17 protein-coding genes are annotated in these 17,798 nt (G+C 55.9%); 9 read left to right on the forward strand and 8 right to left on the reverse strand.

Annotation, left to right across the window (positions count from 1 at the left end):
- Positions 1-173 precede the first annotated feature (173 nt).
- A complete protein-coding gene (ssb1, locus tag ACEPLT_RS01500) occupies positions 174-698 on the forward strand; it encodes a single-stranded DNA-binding protein SSB1 (RefSeq protein WP_008503384.1) in 525 nt (174 codons plus the stop codon).
- A 62-nt stretch (positions 699-760) separates the two neighbouring features.
- Here the strand turns inward: ssb1 and ACEPLT_RS01505 are convergent, their stop codons facing one another.
- Entirely contained in the window at positions 761-1,042 is a 282-nt protein-coding gene (locus tag ACEPLT_RS01505) for a YjcB family protein (protein WP_008503385.1), read from the reverse strand.
- A gap of 636 nt (positions 1,043-1,678) precedes the next feature.
- On the opposite strand from ACEPLT_RS01505, the gene ACEPLT_RS01510 reads away from it, so the two are divergent.
- Positions 1,679-3,244 carry an EAL domain-containing protein gene (locus ACEPLT_RS01510; RefSeq protein WP_023293514.1) on the forward strand — a complete coding sequence of 522 codons (1,566 nt, stop codon included), beginning with the start codon at positions 1,679-1,681 and terminating at the stop codon, positions 3,242-3,244.
- 6 nt (positions 3,245-3,250) lie between these two features.
- Here the strand turns inward: ACEPLT_RS01510 and soxS are convergent, their stop codons facing one another.
- Positions 3,251-3,577: a superoxide response transcriptional regulator SoxS gene (gene soxS, locus ACEPLT_RS01515; RefSeq protein ID WP_008503387.1), complete on the reverse strand. Its 327-nt coding sequence runs from the start codon at positions 3,575-3,577 to the stop codon at positions 3,251-3,253.
- 98 nt (positions 3,578-3,675) lie between these two features.
- Here soxS and soxR point away from each other — a divergent pair, with 98 nt between their 5' ends.
- The 4 genes from soxR (at position 3,676) to ACEPLT_RS01535 (ending at position 8,618) form a co-directional block, all read left to right on the forward strand.
- Complete coding sequence (gene soxR / locus ACEPLT_RS01520; protein ID WP_008503388.1) at positions 3,676-4,134, forward strand: redox-sensitive transcriptional activator SoxR; 459 nt, start codon at positions 3,676-3,678, stop codon at positions 4,132-4,134.
- A 371-nt stretch (positions 4,135-4,505) separates the two neighbouring features.
- A complete protein-coding gene (locus ACEPLT_RS01525) occupies positions 4,506-5,177 on the forward strand; it encodes a glutathione S-transferase family protein (protein ID WP_135345720.1) in 672 nt (223 codons plus the stop codon).
- A gap of 294 nt (positions 5,178-5,471) precedes the next feature.
- Positions 5,472-6,821, forward strand: coding sequence for a guanine/hypoxanthine transporter GhxP (ghxP, locus tag ACEPLT_RS01530; protein ID WP_008503390.1), 1,350 nt, complete (start codon positions 5,472-5,474; stop codon positions 6,819-6,821).
- 150 nt (positions 6,822-6,971) lie between these two features.
- On the forward strand, positions 6,972-8,618 hold the full coding sequence (locus ACEPLT_RS01535) for a Na+/H+ antiporter (protein WP_008503391.1): 1,647 nt from the start codon (positions 6,972-6,974) through the stop codon (positions 8,616-8,618).
- Positions 8,619-8,701: 83 nt separating this feature from the next.
- Here the strand turns inward: ACEPLT_RS01535 and ACEPLT_RS01540 are convergent, their stop codons facing one another.
- Entirely contained in the window at positions 8,702-9,589 is an 888-nt protein-coding gene (locus ACEPLT_RS01540) for a LysR family transcriptional regulator (protein ID WP_023345272.1), read from the reverse strand.
- Between the two features lie 102 nt (positions 9,590-9,691).
- Between ACEPLT_RS01540 and ACEPLT_RS01545 the strand changes: the two genes are divergently transcribed.
- Positions 9,692-10,102, forward strand: a complete 411-nt coding sequence (locus ACEPLT_RS01545) for a CidA/LrgA family protein (RefSeq protein WP_021242769.1) — start codon at positions 9,692-9,694, stop codon at positions 10,100-10,102.
- Entirely contained in the window at positions 10,095-10,784 is a 690-nt protein-coding gene (locus ACEPLT_RS01550) for an LrgB family protein (protein WP_063616556.1), read from the forward strand. The genes ACEPLT_RS01545 and ACEPLT_RS01550 overlap by 8 nt, the downstream gene beginning before the upstream one ends.
- Positions 10,785-10,816: 32 nt before the next feature.
- Here the strand turns inward: ACEPLT_RS01550 and actP are convergent, their stop codons facing one another.
- The 3 genes from actP to acs all read right to left on the reverse strand — a co-directional run bounded on the left by actP (position 10,817) and on the right by acs (position 14,818).
- Positions 10,817-12,466: a cation/acetate symporter ActP gene (actP, locus tag ACEPLT_RS01555; protein WP_008503395.1), complete on the reverse strand. Its 1,650-nt coding sequence runs from the start codon at positions 12,464-12,466 to the stop codon at positions 10,817-10,819.
- On the reverse strand, positions 12,463-12,777 hold the full coding sequence (locus ACEPLT_RS01560) for a DUF485 domain-containing protein (protein ID WP_008503396.1): 315 nt from the start codon (positions 12,775-12,777) through the stop codon (positions 12,463-12,465). Before ACEPLT_RS01560 ends, actP begins: the two co-directional genes overlap by 4 nt.
- Positions 12,778-12,859: 82 nt before the next feature.
- Positions 12,860-14,818, reverse strand: a complete 1,959-nt coding sequence (gene acs, locus ACEPLT_RS01565; protein ID WP_008503397.1) for an acetate--CoA ligase — start codon at positions 14,816-14,818, stop codon at positions 12,860-12,862.
- Between the two features lie 423 nt (positions 14,819-15,241).
- Here acs and gltP point away from each other — a divergent pair, with 423 nt between their 5' ends.
- Positions 15,242-16,555 (forward strand): glutamate/aspartate:proton symporter GltP, encoded by a 1,314-nt coding sequence (gene gltP, locus ACEPLT_RS01570; RefSeq protein WP_008503398.1) that lies wholly within the window; start codon positions 15,242-15,244, stop codon positions 16,553-16,555.
- Between the two features lie 83 nt (positions 16,556-16,638).
- Here gltP and ACEPLT_RS01575 read toward each other — a convergent pair whose 3' ends face one another.
- Together ACEPLT_RS01575 and ACEPLT_RS01580 are read right to left on the reverse strand one after the other, a co-directional pair.
- Positions 16,639-17,313: a tetratricopeptide repeat protein gene (locus ACEPLT_RS01575; protein ID WP_063616558.1), complete on the reverse strand. Its 675-nt coding sequence runs from the start codon at positions 17,311-17,313 to the stop codon at positions 16,639-16,641.
- A 121-nt stretch (positions 17,314-17,434) separates the two neighbouring features.
- Positions 17,435-17,587, reverse strand: a complete 153-nt coding sequence (locus ACEPLT_RS01580; protein WP_032650616.1) for a Hok/Gef family protein — start codon at positions 17,585-17,587, stop codon at positions 17,435-17,437.
- Positions 17,588-17,798: the final 211 nt, after the last annotated feature.

Consider the following 17,798-nt stretch of genomic DNA (forward strand, 5'->3'; position numbering starts at 1 on the left):
CAATTTGACCTGTTTGAATATACAGTATTGGAATGCATTTTCTGACGGACTGTGTAACAATGTTATGTTCGCACGAGAACTCTGGAATCCATCTCGCAGCTATCAAAATGCAGCGTGGAAATGGTACACTCGCGCGTTTACACTATTAAGAAACGTATTCAGGAGACACGAACATGGCCAGCAGAGGCGTAAACAAGGTGATTCTCGTCGGTAATCTGGGCCAGGACCCGGAAGTACGCTACATGCCGAGTGGTGGCGCAGTTGCCAACATTACGCTGGCTACTTCCGAATCCTGGCGTGATAAAGCGACCGGTGAGATGAAAGAGCAGACCGAATGGCACCGCGTTGTGCTGTTTGGCAAACTGGCAGAAGTGGCCGGTGAGTATCTGCGTAAAGGTTCTCAGGTCTATATCGAAGGCCAGCTGCGTACCCGCAAATGGACCGATCAGTCCGGTGCTGAGAAGTACACCACTGAAGTCGTGGTTAACGTCGGCGGCACCATGCAGATGCTGGGTGGCCGTCAGGGCGGTGGCGCACCAGCAGGTGGCGGCCAGCAGCAGGGCGGTTGGGGGCAGCCTCAGCAGCCACAGGGCGGCAACCAGTTCAGCGGCGGCGCGCAGTCTCGTCCGCAGCAGCAGTCTGCTCCGGCGCCGTCTAACGAACCGCCAATGGATTTCGACGACGACATTCCGTTCTGATTTGTGCGTCCTTCAAACAAAAAACCCAGACATCGTCTGGGTTTTTTTATTCCATAAAGGGATCAGGTAATCACCATTGGCCAGTCTGGTGGCGTGTGGCTCATCGCTTCAACCATCACCACTTTGATATTTTCCCAGACGGCGGCGATATCCAGCAGGGTAATGCCAAGCAGCCCCGTTGCAAACCAACATGCTGCACCCAGCCCCAACAGCGTGCTGATGACAGCGAGACCCGCGTAGTCAGATTTACGAAACTGAATGTTCAGCGTGCTGGCCAAAAACATCAGTACCGCACTCAACAAAGGCCAGCGCAGGAGAACCATGCTGGTAGTAATGGTTGCCATAAACCCATCCTCTACAAAACAGACGACCTGAATGAAACGGTGTTTCTCGTTACAGAATATGTGTGAACTATATCACATTTGTTGATTTATTCGCCAGTGTCTGTGCGATCAAAAAACGGTTTTTATTCCTCAGGTAAAGAGTGTGTGCAGGCTGGCCCTGCCTTCGGCGCGCGAGGAGGCGCCCCCCAGCGTGCCGGAAACGTCCATCGGGCTAGTGGTGATACCTCAAAATCGGTTTTTATAAGAGGGGGCTCAGTCGAATCATAAAATAGTGCGGCGAAGACTGATTATTTATAAATCAACGCACACAATGCCCCACAGTAAATAGCATAAAACGTCATGATAAAGGTGCGCTTTTTTCATGCTGCCAGAAGTTTGGCTTAATCAACGATCGTCTGTTGTGTTATCTTCCCTCCGTCCTCGAGGGCTGGATAATTATTTTCCTTAATTGAAACGGAACGAATACTTACAGTTTCACTTACGGGAAAATATTATCGTCATAACGAAATTTAAGATTTTTAATACGAAAAGTCAGTTGCTAACTTCGCATGATTCATGCAACGTAATCACCTGTTTAACACAGCATCCGGCCTTCATTACTACAGGCGTACAACATGCAGGGATATAGGGCGGGAAATGAATCGTAGCGCGCGGCGCAAGATGCTCAGGGTGGTAGGGATCATCATGGTAGTTATGCTGCCGGTGATGCTTGCGCTATGGTTTGCCCAGCTAAGAGCCGTGTCTGAAACAAGCGCCCAGCTACGGACATTTGCTGAACTGGCTTTAGACAAAACTGAGCTGGTTATACAACAGGTTGATCTGGCCAGGGACGAGGCAGAAAAATATCGGGGCGAGCTCTGTACCCCGGGACACCGTCAATATATGTTGAACGTTGTTCGTGGTCGCCTGTTTGTTGCCGATTTAATTTACGCTGAAGGTCAGAATTTTCTTTGTTCGACCGTTTTTACACCGGATCAACCCTACGCCATACCCGTCGCTAATTACACGCGAAAACCTGACGTCGCTATCTATTATTATCGCGACACCCCATTTTATACTGGCTATAAAATGACATATATGCAGCGCGGAAATTATGTAGTGGTCGTTAATCCACTTTCATACAGCGAAGTCATGTCCGCGGATCATTCTCTCTCGTGGGGGGTTTACGACACGGTAACCAATGCTTTCTTTTCCGTCAGTCAGAAAGCCAACGTTTCGTTATTAAATTCGCTGATTCGGGATAAGGAATCGGTATTTCAAAAAGATAACCGCTTTTATACGATCGTCACATCCCCTAAAAGACCGATTGCGGCCATCGTGTCGACATCGAATAAACGCTTTTATGAAACGCTTTATCATCAGGCGACATTAACGCTGCCGCTGGGCATGATCTGCAGCATTATTATTTTGCTGGTCTGGTCCCGTACTCATCGTGAGCTTAATTCGCCGGGGCGTTTACTGCATCGGGCGCTGAACAAACGCCAGCTTTGCGTGCACTATCAACCGATTATTGATATTAAGAACAACCGGTGTGTCGGCGCGGAGGCGTTGTTACGCTGGCCGGGTTTTAACGGGCAGGTGATGAGCCCGGCTGAGTTTATTCCGCTGGCTGAAAATGAGGGGATGAGCGAGCGGATTACGGATTACGTCGTTGAGGAAGTGTTCAGCGATTTGGGCCATTTCCTGGCCGAGCATCCGCATCTCTATATTTCGATTAACCTGTCGGCCACGGATTTCCACTCCTCGCGGCTGATCGCCATGATTTCTGAGAAGGCTCGCCACTACGCCGTCCGCGCGCAGCAAATCAAAATTGAAGTGACGGAACGCGGTTTTATCGATGTGCCTAAAACCACGCCGGTGATTCAGGCTTTCCGTCAGGCGGGGTATGAAGTGGCGATCGATGATTTCGGTACCGGCTATTCGAACCTGCACAACCTCTACTCGCTGAACGTCGATATTCTGAAAATCGATAAATCGTTTATCGATACCTTAACGACCAACAGCACCAGCCACCTGATCGCCGAGCATATTATCGAGATGGCGCAAAGCCTGCGGCTGAAAACCATTGCGGAAGGGGTCGAGACGGCAGAGCAGGTGAGCTGGCTGTTGAAGCGCGGCGTCCAGTTTTGTCAGGGATGGCACTTCGCGAAAGCGATGCCGCCCCAGGAATTTATGACCTGGCAGCAGCAACCTTTGCACTGAGAGTAATTAATTCAACTGGTGGCGATAGTCGCTCGGCGTGCGGTCAAACTCGCGGCGAAACACGCGGGAAAAGGTTTGTTGCGACACATAGCCAAGATCCATCGCGATATCAAAAATCGGCCGCTGCGTTGAGCGTAGCGCCTGCGCCGCCAGCAGCAGCCTGCGCTGACGAATGTACTCACCCAGCGTCTGGTGCATGACCGTGCGGAACATTCTCTGTAAATACCATTTCGAATAGCCCGACTTTTTCGCGACCACATCAATGTTCAACGGTTGGTCGATATGATCGTCAATCCATTCAATAAGCGTCTGAATAATCTGCTGATGCGACATAAGGTTGCCCCTCTGTAGATACAACTTTCTCGGTTGATTCGTCGTTTTCTCTGCGGGGGAGTATAATTCCTCAAGTTAACTTGAGGTAAAGAGGTTTTATGGAAAAGAGATTGCCGCGCATTAAAGCGCTGTTAACCCCCGGCGAAGTGGCAAAGCGAAGCGGCGTTGCGGTATCGGCGCTCCACTTCTATGAAAGCAAAGGGTTAATTAAAAGCATCCGCAACGGCGGCAACCAGCGTCGCTATACCCGCGACGTGCTCCGCTACGTGGCGATTATCAAAATTGCGCAACGAATCGGCATTCCCCTGGCTACCATTGGCGAGGCATTTGGCGTGCTGCCGGAAGGGCATACGCTGAGCCCGAAAGAGTGGAAAGAGCTTTCATCCCAGTGGCGAGAAGAGCTGGACAGGCGTATCCATACGCTGGTCGCGCTGCGTGATGAGCTGGACGGTTGTATCGGCTGCGGCTGCCTGTCGCGCAGCGACTGCCCGTTGCGTAACCCCGGCGACAAACTGGGCGAACAGGGGACGGGGGCGCGGTTGCTGGAAGAGGATTGAGATTGTGCGGCCAGTTTGCCGGGTGGCGGCTGCGCCTTACCCGGCCTACAACACCGAGAACGTAGGCCGGGTAAGCGAAGCGCTACCCGGCAAAACCCCGCATACATAAAGAACTAAAGCGCCACAAAGGGCGCTTTAGTTTTTCCCGGTCTTTGTCTTTCTCTCTATCCCGCTGGTTCACGGGAGGGTTTCCCCCGACGTCAGCACCCCTCATGTCGAGCTGGTTGGGGAGGTTCCGGATTGTGCTGACACTTTAATTCTATGCAAGACCCGTTTTTTCGCCAGCGTCGCTGACCGGTTTTTAGCCGAATTTTTTTCGCGGTGTTGTTCGATTTTCTATAGTTAAAAAGTATGAATAACAGGAGAAAACCATGCTCACGGTACACCACCTTAACCAGTCGCGCTCGCACCGCGTGATCTGGGCGCTGGAAGAACTCGGTCTGCCTTATGAGATCGTTCACTATCAGCGCGAAAAGAACATGCTTGCGCCGGAGGCTCTCAAAAAGGTGCATCCGTTGGGCAAATCGCCGGTCATCGAAGATAACGGGCTGATCCTCGCGGAGTCTGGTGCCATTCTGGAGTATCTGCAGGAAACATACGATGCCGAGTCGCGGCTTAAGCCTTTAGATCCGGCGCATAAGGTGCAGTATCGCTTCTGGCTGCACTACGCGGAAGGATCGCTGATGCCGCTGCTGCTAATGAAGCTGGTCTTCAGCAGTCTCGGCAAGCCGCCGGTGCCGTTTGGTATCCGAACCCTGGGCAAAGCGCTTGGGCAGGGGGTGCAGAAAGCGTACCTTAACCGCCAGCTGGAAACCCATGCGCGCTTTATTGAGTCGCACCTTGCTAAAAACAGCTGGTTTGCCGGGGATTCGCTCAGCATGGCCGACATTCAAATGAGCTTCCCGATCTTTGCCCTGCTGGCGCGCGGCGGTATCGACAACCTGCCGCATAGTCAGGCATGGAAAACGAAGGTTGAAAACAGCTCCGGCTGGCAACGAACCCTGGCACAAGGGGGACCGTTATCCATCCCGGGTGAGGATTGAAATGTAAACAAATTGCGCATAGACGATAACGTTTGCGCATCCTCTGTTTATTTCTTCAGCGTCATAAGGGAATTTTAGCGAAAAACGATAAAGTTCAGTTGAAAAGGGCGGGGATTAGGCTAGATAATCGTTTGCCTTAATTTGACCACCCGTTTGTAAGCGCGGAGCTAAACGTTTGCTTTTTCTGTGAGGCCCTTTCGTCGCAAACGCAACACAAGGATTTGACGTTTAGCTGGCAGTGGCGTCTCCACCTCGCTTACGGACTTCCTAAAAAACTCTCAGGGGATGTTTTCTATGTCTACGCCATCTGCGCGTACTGGCGGTTCACTTGACGCCATGTTTAAAATTTCGGCCCGCGGCAGCACCGTGCGCCAGGAAATCGTTGCCGGTTTGACAACGTTTCTGGCGATGGTTTATTCCGTCATCGTTGTGCCGGGTATGCTGGGCAAAGCGGGCTTCCCGCCAGCGGCTGTCTTTGTGGCGACCTGCCTTGTGGCCGGCGTGGGCTCTATCGTGATGGGCCTGTGGGCGAACCTGCCGCTGGCGATTGGTTGCGCCATCTCCCTGACCGCGTTTACCGCGTTCAGCCTGGTGCTGGGCCAGCACATCAGCGTACCGGTTGCGCTGGGCGCCGTGTTCCTGATGGGTGTGCTGTTTACCGTTATTTCAGCGACCGGCATCCGTAGCTGGATCTTGCGCAACCTGCCGCAGGGCGTGGCGCACGGTACCGGCATCGGCATCGGCCTGTTCCTGCTGCTGATCGCCGCCAATGGCGTCGGTCTGGTTATCAAGAACCCGCTGGACGGCCTGCCGGTTGCGCTGGGCCACTTCGCCAGCTTCCCGGTGATCATGTCGCTGATCGGCCTGGCGGTGATTATCGGTCTGGAAAAACTGAAAGTCCCGGGCGGCATTCTGCTGACTATTATCGGCGTGTCCATTGTGGGCCTGATTTTCGATCCGAACGTCCATTTCTCCGGCATTTTCGCCATGCCGTCGCTGAGCGATGACAAAGGCAACTCTCTGATTGGCAGCCTGGATATCGTTGGCGCGCTCAACCCGGTGATCCTGCCAAGCGTGCTGGCGCTGGTGATGACCGCCGTGTTTGACGCGACCGGTACCATTCGTGCGGTGGCCGGTCAGGCGAACCTGCTGGATAAAGACGGTCAGATTATTGACGGCGGCAAAGCGCTGACGACGGACTCCCTGAGCAGCGTCTTCTCGGGCCTGGTGGGCGCAGCGCCTGCGGCGGTGTACATCGAGTCCGCAGCGGGTACGGCGGCGGGCGGTAAAACCGGCCTGACGGCGATCACCGTGGGCGTGCTGTTCATGCTGATCCTGTTCCTCTCCCCGCTCTCCTATCTGGTTCCGGCGTACGCGACCGCGCCAGCGCTGATGTACGTTGGCCTGCTGATGCTGAGCAACGTGGCGAAAATCGACTTTGCGGATTTCGTTGACGCGATGTCTGGCCTGATTACCGCGGTCTTCATCGTACTGACCTGTAACATCGTGACCGGCATTATGATCGGCTTCGCGTCGCTGGTGATTGGTCGTCTGGTCTCCGGTGAATGGCGCAAGCTGAACGTTGGCACCGTTGTGATTGCCGTTGCGCTGGTGGCGTTTTACGCGGGCGGCTGGGCAATCTGAGTTGTCCTTTGATGCGAAAACGGGTGGCTCAGGCCGCCCGTTTTTATTTTCAGGACTCATCCTGTTGCCTTTTGCGTTACTCTGGGGAAGATAGAATAAAAGGCACGACGCCTTCCGGAGTACATAAGCAACACAGCAAACAGGGAACGCATGGAAATCTTCTTCACAATACTCATCATGACCCTTGTGGTCTCGCTATCCGGGGTGGTTACACGCGTACTGCCCTTTCAGGTCCCCCTGCCATTAATGCAAATTGCCATCGGCGCGCTGCTGGCGTGGCCAACGTTTGGCCTGCACGTGGAATTTGACCCCGAACTGTTCCTCGTGCTGTTCATCCCGCCACTGCTGTTTGCCGATGGCTGGAAAACGCCCACGCGCGAGTTCCTTGAGCACGGGCGAGAGATCTTCGGCCTGGCGCTTGCCCTGGTGGTGGTCACCGTCGTCGGGATTGGTTTCCTGATCTACTGGACGGTACCGGGTATCCCGTTAATTCCTGCCTTTGCGCTGGCCGCCGTGCTATCGCCAACCGATGCCGTGGCGCTGTCCGGCATTGTGGGCGAAGGCCGCATTCCGAAGAAAATCATGGGGATTTTACAGGGTGAGGCGCTGATGAATGACGCCTCCGGCCTGGTTGCCCTGAAGTTTGCCGTGGCCGTTGCGATGGGCACGATGGTCTTTACCGTCGGCGGCGCGACGCTTGAGTTCTTTAAGGTAGCCATCGGCGGTATTCTCGCGGGCTTCGTGGTGAGCTGGCTGTACGGCCGCTCATTGCGCTTCCTCAGCCGCTGGGGCGGCGATGAACCCGCGACGCAGATCGTGCTGCTGTTCCTGCTGCCGTTCGCCTCTTATCTGATTGCCGAACATATCGGCGTGTCGGGCATTCTGGCCGCGGTCGCGGCAGGGATGACCATCACCCGCTCCGGCGTGATGCGCCGCGCGCCGCTGGCGATGCGCCTGCGTGCCAACAGCACCTGGGCGATGCTGGAGTTTGTCTTTAACGGCATGGTGTTCCTGCTGTTGGGCCTGCAGCTGCCGGGCATTATGGAATCCTCGCTGGTGGCGGCGGAGGCCGATCCGAACGTTGAAGTCTGGATGCTCTTTACCGACATCGTGCTGATCTACCTGGCGCTGATGCTGGTGCGTTTCGGCTGGCTGTGGACGATGAAAAACTTCAGCGTCCGCTTCCTGAAGAAAAAACCGATGGAGTTCGGCTCGTGGACAACGCGTGAGCTGCTGATTGCCTCTTTTGCGGGCGTACGCGGGGCGATAACCCTCGCCGGTGTGCTCTCCATTCCGCTGCTGCTGCCGACGGGCGATGTCTTCCCGGCGCGTTACGAACTGGTGTTCCTGGCGGCGGGGGTGATTCTGTTCTCCCTGTTCGTCGGCGTGATTATGCTGCCGATTTTGCTCCAGCATATTGATGTTGGCGATTCGACCCAGCAGCACAAGGAAGAGCGTATTGCGCGTGCTGCGACCGCCGAAGTGGCGATTGTCGCCATCCAGAAAATGGAAGAGCGCCTGGCCGCGGATGCGGAAGAGAACATCGACAATCAGCTGCTGACGGAGGTGAGTTCCCGCGTAATTGGTAACCTGCGTCGCCGCGCGGACGGGCGTAACGATGTAGAAAGCTCGCTGCAGGAGGAGAACCTGGAACGCCGGTTCCGTCTGGCCGCGCTGCGCTCAGAGCGTGCCGAACTGTATCACCTGCGCGCCACGCGCCAGATCAGCAACGAGACGCTGCAAAAGCTGCTGCACGATCTGGACCTGCTGGAAGCGCTGTTGATAGAGAATCAGTAGCGCTGTTTTGCCGGGTGGCGGCTTCGCCTTACCCGGCCTACGGTTCGAATGTAGGCCGGGTAAGGCGAAGCCGCCACCCGGCACTATTCAGACCGCACCCAAAACCCCTCACAACACTGCAGCCACGCCTGCGCGCTCTGCGACAAATAGACCCCTTCACGCCAGATCATCCCTAACTGCCAGTGCAGATCGCTCTCCAGCGGGATCCAGCGCAGCGTGTTTTTATCCAGACGCTCGCAAATCGGCTGCGGCAGAATGGCAATCCCCACGCCCGCCTGCACCATCGCGGCCAGGAAATCCCACTGACCGCTGCGCACCGCGATGCGTGGCTTGACGTTATGTTGGTTAAACAGCGTCATCAGCTGGCGGCTGAGAGCGAAGTCTTCGTTGTAGATCAGCAGAGGGTGTTCGCCGAGCAGCTCAGGCTTCACCGCGTCCCTTTTCAGCCAGTCGCCGGAGCGGGGAACCAGCACGCACAGCGGGTGGCTAAAGAGCGGAAGCGTCGCCAGGCCGCTCTCTTCCTCAACGGGGAGGGCGGTCATGGCCACGTCGAGCTCGCCGTTAGTGACGGCCTGCTGGACGGTTAAGCCACCAAACTCCGAAATCTTCAGCTCTACGCCAGGATAGCGCTGGCGAAACAGGCTAATCGGTCCGGCCATCATCATGCCGACCATCGGGGGAATGCCGAGGCGAAGCACCCCTTTGGTCAGATGATTAATATCGTCCAGCTCTGCTTCCAGCTGGCGGAACTCCGCCAGAATCGCCAGCCCGCGTTCGAACACCACGCGTCCGGTGTCGGTCAGCAGAAGCTTGCGCCCGTCGCGGATCAGCAGGGTACAGTTCAGTTCATCTTCGAGGTTTTTCAGCATCTTGCTGATGGTGGGCTGGGTAACAAACAACTTCTCCGCTGCGCGGGTAAAACTTTGCTGGCGAACCACTTCGACAAAATAGCGCAGCGTTCTTATGTCCATGATTATTCCTCGAAACTATACCTGTGATGATTTTAATTCATTTCAGTCCATACCGTGCGCTCACTATACTGGCGCCTCGTCTCATTTTTGAGGAAAACCCCCATGGCCGTGGCGTTAAGCCGTGTTACGCCTGCCGTTGTACAACGACTCCAGGTCCCGGTTCAGGTACTGCTCTACGCGGGACTGTTTGTTTTCGCCGAATATCTTGTCGGCTGGCTCCACCTGCCGCTGCCTGCCAACCTGGTGGGGATGCTGCTGATGTTGACGCTCATCCTCTGTCGCGTGATCCCCCTTAACTGGGTGCGCGCCGGGGCGCGCTGGCTGCTGGCGGAGATGCTGCTGTTCTTTGTGCCTGCCGTGGTGGCGGTGGTGAACTATGCGCAGCTGCTGATGGTGGACGGCTGGCGCATCTTCGCGGTGATCGCGCTGAGTACGCTGATGGTGCTGGGAGCGACCGCCTGGGTGGTGGATAAAGTGTATCGCTTTGAAATCAGCAGGCACAAACATGACTAACTTTCAGATCAGCGTCTTGTGCCTGATCGCGACGCTGGCGATCTACTTTGCCAACAAGTGGCTGTATCGCCGGTTTCATGCGCTGCCGCTGATGCCGCTGGTCTTCACGCCGATCCTGCTGGTGCTGATGCTGGTCTTCGGCCACATCTCCTGGCAGAACTACATTGGTGAATCCCACTGGCTGCTGTGGCTGCTCGGCCCGGCGACCATCGCCTTTGCCGTGCCCGTTTACGACAACCTGGCGATTATCAGGCGCCACTGGATGTCGCTCAGCGCAGGCGTCATCACCGCTACGGTGGTCGCGGTCTGTAGCTCCGTCTGGCTGGCGAGACTGTTTACGCTGCCCGATGAAATTCAGCGCAGCCTGGCCGTGCGCTCGGTGACCACGCCGTTTGCGCTCGCGGCGGCGAAACCCCTCGGCGGACAGCCGGACCTGGTGGCGCTGTTTGTGGTGGTGACGGGCGTCTTTGGGATGGCGGTGGGCGATATGCTCTTTCTGCGGCTTTCTATTCGGGAAGGAATGGCCAAAGGCGCGGGGTTTGGCGCGGCGTCGCACGGCGCGGGCACGGCACGCTCCTATGAGCTGGGCCAGCAGGAGGGGGTTGTCGCGAGCCTGGTGATGATGCTGTCAGGCGTGGTGATGGTGCTGATTGCGCCGCTGGTGGCGTGGGTGATGTTTTAAGCTCCCCGGCCAGAATGGCCGGGGAGAAAGGTTTAGTGCGCGCGGCCCTGCTCAACGCCAAGACCGGTTTGTGAACGAATAAACTGGGCGCGGAATTTCTCGCGCTCCAGGTTACCTTCCGGCGAATTGTCGGTAGCCGAGAAGACCCAGATACCGATAAACGCCACGGCAATGGAGAACAGCGCCGGATATTCATACGGGAAGATGGCGCTGGCGTGACCGAGGATCTGCACCCAGATCGTCGGGCCCAGAATCATCAGGATCACCGCCGTCAGCAGCCCCAGCCAGCCGCCAATCATCGCGCCACGGGTGGTCAGCTTCGACCAGTACATGGAGAGCAGGATGATCGGGAAGTTACAGCTTGCCGCGATGGAGAAGGCCAGCCCCACCATAAAGGCGATGTTCTGCTTCTCGAACAGAATGCCCAGCAGGATCGCCACGACGCCCAGCACCAGCACGGTGATTTTGGAGACCTTCAGCTCATCGCGCTCGCTCGCGCCTTTGCGGAAGACGTTGGCGTAGAGGTCATGCGAAACCGCCGACGCCCCGGCCAGCGTTAAACCCGCAACCACCGCAAGAATGGTGGCGAAGGCCACGGCTGAGATAAAGCCGAGGAACAGGTTGCCGCCCACCGCGTCGGCCAGATGCACCGCCGCCATGTTATTGCCGCCAATCAGCGCGCCCGCGGCGTCTTTAAACGCCGGGTTTGCCCCCACCAGCATGATCGCGCCAAAGCCGATGATAAAGGTCAGGATATAGAAGTAGCCCATGAAGCCGGTCGCGTAGAAGACGCTCTTGCGCGCTTCACGCGCGTCGCTCACGGTGAAGAAGCGCATCAGGATGTGCGGTAAGCCTGCGGTACCAAACATCAGGCCCAGACCGAGCGACAGGGCCGATATCGGGTCTTTCACCAGCCCGCCCGGGCTCATGATGGCTTCCCCTTTCGGGTGGACCGCCATGGCTTCGGTAAACAGGTTATTGAAGCTGAACCCGACGTGCTTCATCACCATAAAGGCCATAAAGCTGGCGCCGAATAGCAGCAGCACGGCTTTGATGATCTGCACCCAGGTCGTCGCCAGCATGCCGCCGAACAGCACGTACATCACCATCAGCACGCCCACCAGCACCACCGCGATGTGGTAGTTCAGGCCGAACAGCAGTTGGATCAGTTTACCCGCGCCCACCATCTGCGCAATCAGATACAGCGCCACCACCACCAGCGAACCGCAGGCGGAGAGGGTGCGAATCGGTCCCTGCTTCAGGCGATACGAGGCCACGTCGGCGAAGGTGTAGCGGCCCAGATTGCGCAGGCGCTCGGCAATCAGGAACAGAATGATCGGCCAGCCGACGAGGAAGCCGAGGGAGTAAATCAGGCCGTCATAGCCGGAGGTGTAGACCAGCGCGGAGATCCCGAGGAACGAGGCGGCGGACATAAAGTCACCCGCAATCGCCAGCCCGTTCTGGAAGCCGGTAATGTTGCCGCCTGCGGTGTAGTAATCGTTACGGGAGCGCACGCGTTTCGACGCCCAGTAAGTGATGTACAGCGTCAGCACCACGAAAATCAGGAACATCACAATCGCCTGCCAGTTGGTTGGCTGGCGCTGTACCTCGCCGGTAATCGCATCTGCCGCGTGGGCGGCAAAGGGAAGCGTGGCGGCGAGCGCCGTCAGAATTCTCTTCATGATGCTTTTACCTCTTGCAGTACCGCTTTATTAAGGCGATCGAATTCACCGTTCGCGCGCCAGACGTAGACGCCGGTCAGCACAAATGAAATCACGATGACGCCAATGCCAATGGGAATACCGCGCGTCACGCTGGTGCCCTCGTGCAGCGGGGTGCCCAGCCAGTGCGGCGCAAAGGCGATCAGCAGAATAAAGCCGACATAGATAATCAGCATGATGATGGAAAGGGTGAAGGCAAACCGTTGCCGCTTATCGACGAGCTCCCTGTAGTGCGCACTATTCTCTATCTGCTGACAAATATGGTCATTCATCACAGAGTCTCCAAAGGTAAGGTTGGTTTGTTTTTATCCCCTCTCCCCTATGGGGAGAGGGTGAGGGGAGAGGGAGAAAACACTAGGAAGGCATTGCGATGGCCTGCTTCTCTTCGAGCAGTTTTTCCACCACGCCAGGATCTGCGAGCGTTGAGGTATCACCGAGGTTGCTGGTGTCCCCTGCCGCGATTTTGCGCAAGATACGGCGCATGATTTTGCCGGAGCGGGTTTTCGGCAGCGAGTCGGTCCAGTGCAGCACGTCCGGCGTCGCCAGCGGGCCAATCTCTTTACGCACCCAGTTGCGCACCTCAGCATAGAGCTCTGGCGACGGCTCTTCCCCGTGGTTCAGGGTGACGTAAGCGTAAATTGCCTGGCCCTTGATGTTGTGTGGAATGCCGACAACGGCGGCTTCGGCAATCTTCGGATGCGACACCAGCGCCGATTCAATCTCCGCGGTGCCCAGACGGTGGCCGGAGACGTTCAGCACGTCGTCCACGCGTCCGGTGATCCAGTAATAGCCATCTTCATCACGACGCGCGCCGTCGCCGCTGAAGTACATGTTTTTAAAGGTCGAGAAGTAGGTCTGCTCGAAGCGATCGTGATCGCCGAACAGGGTACGCGCCTGACCCGGCCACGAGTCCGTGATCACCAGGTTGCCTTCGGTGGCCCCTTCCAGTGGGTTGCCTTCGTTATCCACCAGCGCAGGCTGTACGCCGAAGAACGGACGCGTTGCCGAGCCCGCTTTCAGCTGCGTGGCGCCCGGCATCGGGGTGATCATAAAGCCGCCGGTTTCGGTCTGCCACCAGGTGTCCATGACCGGGCATTTCTCGTTGCCGATTTTCTTCCAGTACCACTCCCAGGCTTCCGGGTTGATGGGCTCACCCACGGAACCGAGGATGCGCAATGAAGAGCGGTCGGTGCCTTCGATGGCTTTGTCGCCTTCCGCCATTAATGCGCGGATGGCCGTTGGTGCGGTGTAGAGAATGTTGACCTGATGCTTATCGACCACCTGGCACATACGCGCCGGGGTCGGCCAGTTCGGTACGCCTTCAAACATCAGCGTTGTTGCGCCACAGGCCAGCGGGCCGTACAGCAGATAGCTGTGCCCGGTGACCCAGCCCACGTCGGCGGTACACCAGTAGATGTCGCCCGGGTGGTAGTCGAAGACGTATTTGAAGGTGGTGGCCGCGTAGACCAGATAGCCGCCGGTGGTGTGCAGCACGCCTTTCGGTTTGCCGGTTGAGCCAGAGGTGTAAAGAATGAAGAGCGGATCTTCCGCGTTCATCTCTTCCGGCTGATGCTGGTCGCTCGCCTTTTCAATCAGATCGCTCCACCACAGGTCGCGCCCCTCGTGCCAGTCGATTTTGCCGCCGGTACGCTTAAGGACGATGACGTTGCTGACCGTGTTGACGTTCGGGTTTTTCAGCGCTTCGTCGACGTTTTTTTTCAGGGGGATACTGCGTCCTGCGCGCACGCCTTCATCGGCGGTGATCACCAGTTTTGAGCTTGAATCGACAATACGACCCGCAACCGCCTCTGGCGAGAACCCACCGAAAATAACGGAATGAATCGCGCCGATACGCGCACAGGCCAGCATGGCCACCGCCGCTTCCGGCACCATCGGCATATAGATAGCGACCACGTCGCCTTTTTTAATGCCTTTATCCAGCAGGACGTTGGCAAAGCGGCACACGTCGCGGTGCAGTTCTTTATAGGTAATGTGTTTGCTCTGCGAGGCATCATCGCCTTCCCAGATAATCGCCGTCTCGTTCCCGCGCGCGGCAAGGTGACGGTCCAGACAGTTTGCCGCCAGGTTCAGCGTGCCATCTTCATACCATTTAATGGAGACGTTACCGGGCGCAAAGGAGGTGTTCTTTACCTTCTGATAAGGTTTGATCCAGTCAAGGATATGGCCCTGCTCACCCCAGAAGGTGTCCGGGGCGGTGATAGATTGCTGATATTTCTCGTGGTACTGCTCCGGGTTGATCAGGCAACGGTCCGCAATGTTTGCGGGAATGTCATGTTTGTGTATTTGGCTCATGGCTTTTTTTCTCCTTGTAAGATGTTAATAATATGTCGCAAAAACGTTAATAGTAGGGGCTTTACAAGCTTTGTTTATTATTTGGGCGACAGATCACGCATTGTTTGAACAGGTTGAAAAATGAGCGAATGAAACTTTGAAGGAAAATAATTTATGCTGACGATTATTCACATTTATGTTTAAAAAAGGTTTTTTATAACAAAAGGTTATTTATTAGAATCAGGAGAAACTCCCGTCACAGACGCTTTTACGAGTGAAATGCGTCGTTCTTTAAGGCTTGCGCAACAGGCCGCGCAAATGATACTCATACGCCGCGTTAAAAAATCCCATAAATCGACGCAACACAATTCATACCCTTTCAGTATGTCCCCATATTCATGCAGTTTAAGTGAATAAGGCGCTTCATTGAGGAAGTCAGTTTCTATGAAAAACGTTAAAGTCAGCCTGGCCTGGCAGATCTTAATCGCCCTTGTGCTGGGCATCCTGCTGGGCAGTTACCTCCACTATCACAGCGACAGCCGCGACTGGCTGATTGCGAACCTGCTTTCACCGGCAGGGGATATCTTTATTCACCTGATCAAGATGATCGTAGTACCGATTGTGATCTCGACGCTGGTGGTGGGTATTGCAGGCGTCGGCGATGCGAAGCAGTTAGGTCGTATTGGTGCGAAAACCATTATCTATTTCGAAGTGATCACTACGGTTGCGATCATTCTCGGTATCACCCTGGCGAACGTTTTCCAGCCGGGTTCCGGGATTGATATGTCGCAGCTGGCGACGGTGGATATTTCGAAATACCAAAGTACGACCGCTGACGTGCAAAGCCATGCACACGGCCTGATGGGCACGATCCTTTCTCTGGTGCCGACCAACATCGTGGCGTCGATGGCGAAGGGCGAGATGCTGCCTATTATCTTCTTCTCGGTTCTGTTTGGTCTGGGGCTCTCTTCACTGCCCGCGACGCACCGCGAACCGCTGGTGACCGTGTTCCGCTCGATCTCCGAAACCATGTTTAAAGTGACCCACATGGTGATGCGTTACGCGCCGGTAGGGGTGTTTGCGCTTATCGCCGTCACCGTGGCGAACTTCGGTTTTGCCTCCCTCTGGCCGCTGGCGAAGCTGGTACTCCTGGTGCACTTTGCCATCCTGTTCTTTGCGCTGGTGGTGCTGGGAATTGTGGCGCGTCTGTGTGGGCTGAGCATCTGGATCCTGATTCGTATCCTGAAAGATGAGCTGATTCTGGCCTACTCCACGGCAAGCTCTGAGAGCGTGCTGCCCCGTATTATTGAGAAGATGGAAGCCTACGGCGCGCCAGCGTCGATCACCAGCTTCGTGGTGCCGACGGGTTACTCCTTTAACCTGGATGGTTCCACGCTGTATCAGAGTATCGCCGCTATCTTTATTGCGCAGCTGTATGGCATTGACCTGTCGCTGTGGCAGGAGATCGTCCTGGTGCTGACCCTGATGGTGACGTCTAAAGGTATCGCAGGCGTACCGGGCGTTTCGTTCGTGGTACTGCTGGCGACGCTGGGCAGCGTAGGCATTCCGCTGGAAGGCCTGGCCTTTATCGCGGGTGTGGACCGTATCCTCGACATGGCGCGTACGGCGCTGAACGTGGTGGGGAATGCGCTGGCGGTGCTGGTTATCGCCAAGTGGGAACACAAATTCGACCGTAAAAAGGCGCTGGCGTATGAACGCGAGGTGCTGGGTCGTTTTGATAAGACGGCTGACCAGTGATGTAAAAAGCCGGGTGGCGGCTTCGCCTTACCCGGCCTACACAAGCCGTAGGCCCGGTAAGCGCAGCGCCACCGGGCAAGGGTTTACTCCCCGCTCAACGCATCAAACTCTTCGCACCCCGTATCAAACCCTTCCGTACAGCTCAGGTTTAACCAGTACAGCGCTTTCTGTTTATTGGGCGTGATAAAGCCTTTCTCCCCCTGCCTGAACAACATCCCTGCCCAGTACTCGGCATAGCCCGTACGCGAAAGGGCTGAACTCCGCTTGAACCACGAGGCGGCCTGCACGTCATCCTGCGCTACCTCGACGCCGTTGGCATAAATCAGCCCCAGCAGCAGCTGTGCATCGACCGCAGAGTCGCTGTCGATATCTTCGGTTGCCGTTTGCAACAGTCTGATAGCCTGCGGATAGTCAGTTTTCCCCGCCTGAGTATTCACCAGAATGCGCGCCAGCATGATCGCGCCGCGTTTGCTGCCAGCAATGTTTGCCTGTTGGGCCAGGGCTTTGGCCTGTGAGTAATCGGCCTGCGTAAAGAGGATTTGCGAGAGCAACCCCATGGCGTCGACATCGCCGCCTTTCGCGGCTTTCTCGGCCCACTGCGCGGCCTGCTTGCTGTCGCCGGAGCTGAAGTACGTATCGGCAAGATAATACTGGGCACGCGCATCACCGGCTTCCGCCTGTTTCCGATACTGGCTGCCTATCTCATCGGCGCGGGCGAAGGACGTTAAAAACACTAACAACAGAAAAATGGCTTTCATGGATTCTTATCATCTGGGTACACGCCGCGCAGTATAATCGCGGGCGCAAAAGAAAAAAATGGGTGCATTAAGACCTCAGCATCCTACAAGCCGGGCGGAACCGTTGTTCCGCCCATAGAGGTTAGCCTGGGTTGCAGGCTAATTTAGCCGCCACCTCCTGATGTTCACTCTTTATTGAAAACTCGCAGAGCCTGCCGCGAGTAATAAAGGTAAAGATCACTATCGTCAGGCAAATAATAAAGACGATGCCTAACGCAGTTTTTAATGGCGTCATGCCTTTTACTCCTTGTGTAAAAAAGAATAAGAGGCTACTCTCAACCTGTTGGGTGTTGAGGGGTAGCCTCGGGTGAATGCAAATTTCCCGGGGCTTTCCACTTTCTGTCCCTCAACAATGCTCAAGACAGAAAGTCTTAAGCACCCGCCGCACATCTTATCCCTCTGAATTAAAATGCAAAGATGTAATTCCTTTTCGCGAAAATTACATT

This window comes from Enterobacter sp. fkY84-1 (genome assembly GCF_052974705.1).

Excerpts from the sequence above, each read along its gene's own strand:
- ssb1 (WP_008503384.1), top strand. The coding sequence starts at position 174 with ATGGCCAGCAGAGGCGTAAACAAGGTGATTCTCGTCGGTAATCTGGGC.
- ACEPLT_RS01505 (WP_008503385.1), bottom strand. The coding sequence starts at position 1,042 with ATGGCAACCATTACTACCAGCATGGTTCTCCTGCGCTGGCCTTTGTTG.
- ACEPLT_RS01510 (WP_023293514.1), top strand. The coding sequence starts at position 1,679 with ATGAATCGTAGCGCGCGGCGCAAGATGCTCAGGGTGGTAGGGATCATC.
- soxS (WP_008503387.1), bottom strand. The coding sequence starts at position 3,577 with ATGTCGCATCAGCAGATTATTCAGACGCTTATTGAATGGATTGACGAT.
- soxR (WP_008503388.1), top strand. The coding sequence starts at position 3,676 with ATGGAAAAGAGATTGCCGCGCATTAAAGCGCTGTTAACCCCCGGCGAA.
- ACEPLT_RS01525 (WP_135345720.1), top strand. The coding sequence starts at position 4,506 with ATGCTCACGGTACACCACCTTAACCAGTCGCGCTCGCACCGCGTGATC.
- ghxP (WP_008503390.1), top strand. The coding sequence starts at position 5,472 with ATGTCTACGCCATCTGCGCGTACTGGCGGTTCACTTGACGCCATGTTT.
- ACEPLT_RS01535 (WP_008503391.1), top strand. The coding sequence starts at position 6,972 with ATGGAAATCTTCTTCACAATACTCATCATGACCCTTGTGGTCTCGCTA.
- ACEPLT_RS01540 (WP_023345272.1), bottom strand. The coding sequence starts at position 9,589 with ATGGACATAAGAACGCTGCGCTATTTTGTCGAAGTGGTTCGCCAGCAA.
- ACEPLT_RS01545 (WP_021242769.1), top strand. The coding sequence starts at position 9,692 with ATGGCCGTGGCGTTAAGCCGTGTTACGCCTGCCGTTGTACAACGACTC.
- ACEPLT_RS01550 (WP_063616556.1), top strand. The coding sequence starts at position 10,095 with ATGACTAACTTTCAGATCAGCGTCTTGTGCCTGATCGCGACGCTGGCG.
- actP (WP_008503395.1), bottom strand. The coding sequence starts at position 12,466 with ATGAAGAGAATTCTGACGGCGCTCGCCGCCACGCTTCCCTTTGCCGCC.
- ACEPLT_RS01560 (WP_008503396.1), bottom strand. The coding sequence starts at position 12,777 with ATGAATGACCATATTTGTCAGCAGATAGAGAATAGTGCGCACTACAGG.
- acs (WP_008503397.1), bottom strand. The coding sequence starts at position 14,818 with ATGAGCCAAATACACAAACATGACATTCCCGCAAACATTGCGGACCGT.
- gltP (WP_008503398.1), top strand. The coding sequence starts at position 15,242 with ATGAAAAACGTTAAAGTCAGCCTGGCCTGGCAGATCTTAATCGCCCTT.
- ACEPLT_RS01575 (WP_063616558.1), bottom strand. The coding sequence starts at position 17,313 with ATGAAAGCCATTTTTCTGTTGTTAGTGTTTTTAACGTCCTTCGCCCGC.
- ACEPLT_RS01580 (WP_032650616.1), bottom strand. The coding sequence starts at position 17,587 with ATGACGCCATTAAAAACTGCGTTAGGCATCGTCTTTATTATTTGCCTG.